This window comes from Bradyrhizobium sp. UFLA05-153 (assembly GCF_054185185.1).
In genome coordinates this window covers 1-4,977 of the sequence record NZ_JBBIAM010000248.1, presented here as the reverse complement: position 1 = coordinate 4,977, position 4,977 = coordinate 1, and the positions used below count along the sequence as shown (strand labels likewise).

The window sequence follows — 4,977 nt, the reverse complement described above, 5'->3', positions numbered from 1 at the left end:
AGCCTTGTGCCCGAAAGTGTCGTTGATGGATTTGAAGCCATCGAGGTCGAGGAAGAACAGCGCTCCGCCCTCTTCCGCGCCGATGAGCGCCGGCGCATCGGCGCGCATCTTCTCCCGATTGGGAAGGCGGCTCACCGTGTCGTAGAAAGCGAGCTGACGAATTCTTCGAGTGCTGGCCCGCAAATGCGTCAGCATTCGCTCGAAAGCGAGGCCGAGGCTGCGGACCTCGCCGATGCCCGTTGCGCGGAACGGAGCGTCGAGATTGCCACCCGCGATTTCCTGGGCGGTCTTGGCGAGCGCCGAAAGTCCTTTCGTGAGGTGCCTTACGGCGGCCAATAGCGCGACGACCAAGGCCCCGAGCGCCAGCGTCGCGGATGCCAGGAACTGCCACATCAGCGAACGCGTATGGGCTGCGCCGATCTGGAACATTTGATCGCGTGTCGTCGTCACGAGCGATGCGCTCGCGAACGTACACACCTTGAGAGTCGCCTCATAATCGACACAGCGCGCGACGTAGTTGCCGTCATCCGAGCGCTGCAGCCCGGCCGAACGCGTCCCGGCGCTGCTGAATCTCACCCCTTGAGGCCCCGCGGAAGACACGATCTCGTTGTCACCTGTGATGATGACCACGCCGGCATTAGCTAGCGAAGTGAAGTTCTCGAGAGTCCGCTCCGTGCGCCCGAGTGGTCGGATGGCGACAAGCGCGCCGATGAGGTCGCCGAAGTCGTCGAACACGGGCTCGATCGCGGTGTGCGCGATGGTGTGACGCTGCGGCAGGCCGAGCGCTGACAATTCACGCAATTTGAGCTCATAGGTGCCTTCCTTACCCTGCGGGTGCGAGCGGCTATTGTCCTTGAGGATCGCGCTGAGATTGACAGAGAGGGCGGTCCCCTCGAGCGCCCCGTTCAGAGCGAGGAGGTCGAGCGGCGTGTTGGCGCCGATCACGCGACCGGTTTCGTCGAAGGCGATCAACCTTTCGAAGCCGGAGGTCAAAGCAACGATGCTGAGCAGCTCGCGGATAGTCACATCGTTGTTCGAGGCGACCGCCTTGGCGACATCGGCGCGCTCAGCGATCTGACGCAGGCGAGATGCGGTTTCCGCGCCTAGGACCTCGATTCGCGCTCGCGCCAACTGCGCCTCGCCGTCGAGGCGATGAGCGAGCTGATCTTCCGAGAGGTCACCCAGTGCCGCAGCCTGCTGCCTCAGTTGCTGCTGCAGGCGTAGCGCCGTCATGCCCCCGATGAGGCCGAGCCCGAGGACGCCCGTTGCGAGCACCACGGCAACAAGGCGCATGGCAATAGACGAGGGAAAACTCGGAACCCCGGACGGAACGGCCCAACGACGCCAGCGGGGGGGCGTCCTCGATCCCTTTGCCATATCCGTGTCAATCGCCACCACCGCCCGCACCGTGAACTTGCGAGGGCCGGTCAATGCCGGTCACTGAGGCCCCCAACTGAGCGTCTTCCACGGCGCCGACTTTAGGCTAGTGAACCACCCAAAATCGTCAATTTATCGCCTATTTGTGGCCGGCTAATTAGCAAGCGGTTTTTCGAAACCATCAAATTTTATGCTTTTCACTTTCTGTCCGTGACACCGATGATTCCAAAAGGCACGGCGTTGCGACAACAGATGGTTTAGGTTTCTTTGCCAGATTGTGCACCTCGTGGCTCGAAGGGGTTTGCAATGGCATTTTCGAGGATATTGGCGGCATTCTTGGGCCTCTGCCTTGCGGGGGCGAATCCCGCTAGCGCCGAAACACGCAGGCTCGACATCGTCGGGACCGGAGACGGCATCGATGTCCTGCGCGCCATTGCCGCGAGCTTCATGCAGCAGGAAGGATCGGCACAGGTCGAGGTCCCGCCGAGCATCGGTTCTGGCGGAGGCATCGCGGCCGTGGGGTCCGGCAAGGCGATCTTAGGGCGCGTCGCACGCCGCCTGACCGACGCCGAAGCGGCTTCCGGCATCGTCTACAAGGCGATCGCCCGCCTGCCCTCGGCTTTCATCGTCCATCCCGGCTGTGGAGTGAGTGCCGTCACGAGCGATCAGCTCGTTGCGATCTATTCGGGCCGCCTTGCGAATTGGAAGGAGCTGGGCGGCGCCGATATGCGCATCCGCGTCGTGCGGCGCGAGGACCAGGACAGTACTCTTACCGTGCTACGGGCCAGCATGCCCGGCTGGCATGATCTCGAGATCACCGAGAAATCGAAGACGGCAACGACCACACAGGAAGCGATCGAGACGGTTCGCGATGTTCGAGGCGCGATCGGCTTCGGTCCCTTCTCGCGGCCGTTGGAACAGGGGCTCACAGTGCTTCGCGTGGACGGCCACTACCCGACCGACGCGGATTATCCCTCGAGTGTGGTGCTGGCGCTGATCTATTTAAACACGTTGCAGGATCCGGACGCCTTGGCCTTTCTACGCTTTGCCGATGCGCAGAAGGCGGCCGACGTCATCACCAGCCTCGGTAGTCTGCCCATCAAGCCGTGAGCCGCCGGGGCTCGACGGCCGCCGGCGCTGCTGAACTCGGCATCGGCTCACAGACCGGTGTGAGGAGGCTGCTCCCGGCTTCGCCATAGACGGGTGATCTTGTCCATCAGCGATGGGGTTTGAGAGCTTGGCAGGAAAGGATCGGCGTAGCATTGCGCATTGGCCGAGCGCGCCTTGTTCTTCACGATCTCAACGAGACCAACGGGGCCGGCGACGTAGACCGTATCCTCCAGTCCGAGCAGGGGCAGGTAGTGCGATGGGCGCCCTGGCCTGATCGGCAGCGTAGACCCCACCTCCGTCGTCGCAATGACGTCGCGGACACCGTCGTCGATCAGCCATTGCAACGAGGGCAGCATATAGAGGTTGTCGGCATCCCGGCTGCCGGCCACGACCGCCATCTCGCGGTTGCGCTGGGTCGAGCGCGCCGAGCGGGCGAGCGCCCAGATCGGGGCCCAGCCTGCTCCGCCGGCGACCAGCACCAGCGGCCCCTGGCCCTGTCGTAGATAGGCTTGTCCGAAGGGGCCTTGCACATGCGCCGCATGGCCGGGCCTGATGGCTTTGCCGAGCTGCCCCGACACGGTGCCGTCAGCCAGGCGCCGGATGTGGAAGACGAGTTCGACTTGCTTGAAGGAACCATCGAGCTTGAAGGTCGGGCTGAACTCGCGCGCAGGATAGCCGGAAAACTTGACGCGCACATATTGGCCCGGCCGAAACTCGAGCGGCGCTGAGATCGTCAGCACGACTTCGGCGATCTCCGGCGAGAGCTCGTTGATCTCGGTGACGGCGCCCGCCCGCTTCATCGGTAGCGGCAATTCTTCGAATTCGATCTCCGCATCGCCTGCGACAGCGGCCTGGCAGGCGAGCACGGTGCGGCCATGGCCCGAACCGCCGTCATCGACCGAGCCCGAAACAACAGTCACCCGGCAGCTCTGACATTGTCCCGATCTGCAGTCGTGTGGAACGAGGATCGAGCCGCCGAGCGCCGCGTCGATCAGGCTTTCGCCGGTGCGGGCTTCGACGAGTTTGCCGTTGATGACGAGCCGACAATGCCTCTTCATCGCGAGGCCTCTAGGCGCTGCGAATTTCGGCGAGCAGGCCGCTGCTCGCCGAGCCAGAATGCGATGCGCGGAGGAGGACGAAGCCATGCTTCAACGCCGCCGCGCCGTAGTGGCCTCCGGTCGAGCACGTCGCGCCCATGAGACGCCTATTTCTGCGACACGACACGCACCGGGCGGTTATGGCTCGCATGCCGCGTCTGTGCATGGTCGTAGACGGCGACCCACATGTAGAGATCGTGGCCAGGCACGAAGGCTTTGTCATATCTGCCGTCGCTTTTCATGTTGCGCGTCAGCTCGAGCGTCCAATGTCCGTTGCTCCATTTTGAAACTCCGGTGACATTGGCCCGTTCTCCATCGTTGTCGCCAGCAATAATCACGCCGGGCAGGATCGTGCCAACGGGAATTCTCGCGTCGACCTCTGGAGTATAGGGTTCGCTCTCCCAATCGAACATGTACCAGCGGCCGTTCTCGTCGTCGTTGCTGTCGGGATCAAGATCGAATTTGCCAAGGGCAGCGACCTGCGCCCTCCAGTCCTTGGGGAGCCGCACAACCGTGACGGGCCCCTTGTCGTTCCTGTGGATGAACTTGAAGTTGTACGAATAAAGAGAGCGACCAGGCTTGTTCCAATAGCCGCCCTGGTAGCGGGCATCGTAATTCTGTTCGTCCAGGGTCGGGGCGTAGGGCGGGCCGATATATTGGCTGTCGACACGCCCGAGCATGCCCCCGCGCGACGCCTTCCACTGCCACATGTCTATGTAGCTGCCATCCATCGTGTAGTGGAAGCCCCGGCCGTTGATCGGCATCGGTTTGCCGGGCAGCGGGTTGGCGCCGAGACCCGTCGCGCCTGCGCCGCCGAGCGATGGATTATCCGAGAAAATGACCGCCAGCTTATCCTCGTAGAAGTCGGCGGCGTCTTGCAGGCCCGCATGCTCGTCGAGGACGTGCCAGCCATCCTCTTGCTTGACGATCGGAATGCGGCGCAGGGAGCGCGTGGGATCCTCCCAGCGGAAGGCAAAATAGATCTTCTGCCCGTCGTGCAGGGCGCGCACCTCCACGAGCGATTCGCCCAATCCGCCGAGATTGGCACCCTGCTGCGTGTGGATGAAGACGGGGGACGCGCGCGACCAGGCGGGATCGCCCATGGCGCCGTCGAGCTTGGGCGCGGCGCTCACCCGCGCGACGACGAGCGTATCGCGCGTCGCCCAGTCGAGCCCGGCGACGCCGCATGCGACTGCCACTCCGATTACAACGGCGACGAGAAGAGGCCTCGGCCGCACGGCCTTCGTGATCACGAGCGGCGTCGGCCGAAACAGGCGGAAAATCTGCTGCCAGCCGCCATGGAGATAATGCGCGCCGACATGCGCGAAGATATAGCCGAGCCCGACGAAGGCGGCGGTCGAATGGAGATAAGCCCACCAGCCGCCATAGCCGA

At 63.5% G+C, this 4,977-nt stretch carries 4 protein-coding genes; 1 reads left to right on the top strand and 3 read right to left on the bottom strand.

Annotation, left to right across the window (positions count from 1 at the left end; translation table 11 throughout):
* A partial coding sequence (locus tag Q2941_RS50705) for a HAMP domain-containing protein (protein ID WP_458197404.1) occupies positions 1-1,293 on the bottom strand: 1,293 nt, incomplete at its 3' end.
* Between the two features lie 390 nt (positions 1,294-1,683).
* Between Q2941_RS50705 and Q2941_RS50700 the strand changes: the two genes are divergently transcribed.
* On the top strand, positions 1,684-2,487 hold the full coding sequence (locus tag Q2941_RS50700; protein WP_458197403.1) for a substrate-binding domain-containing protein: 804 nt from the start codon (positions 1,684-1,686) through the stop codon (positions 2,485-2,487).
* Between the two features lie 47 nt (positions 2,488-2,534).
* Here the strand turns inward: Q2941_RS50700 and Q2941_RS50695 are convergent, their stop codons facing one another.
* Both Q2941_RS50695 and Q2941_RS50690 read right to left on the bottom strand, forming a co-directional pair.
* Positions 2,535-3,545: a 2Fe-2S iron-sulfur cluster-binding protein gene (locus tag Q2941_RS50695; RefSeq protein WP_458197402.1), complete on the bottom strand. Its 1,011-nt coding sequence runs from the start codon at positions 3,543-3,545 to the stop codon at positions 2,535-2,537.
* Positions 3,546-3,691: 146 nt separating this feature from the next.
* A partial coding sequence (locus Q2941_RS50690; protein ID WP_458197401.1) for an ethylbenzene dehydrogenase-related protein occupies positions 3,692-4,977 on the bottom strand: 1,286 nt, incomplete at its 5' end.

Excerpts from the sequence above, each read along its gene's own strand:
- Q2941_RS50700 (WP_458197403.1), top strand. The coding sequence starts at position 1,684 with ATGGCATTTTCGAGGATATTGGCGGCATTCTTGGGCCTCTGCCTTGCG.
- Q2941_RS50695 (WP_458197402.1), bottom strand. The coding sequence starts at position 3,545 with ATGAAGAGGCATTGTCGGCTCGTCATCAACGGCAAACTCGTCGAAGCC.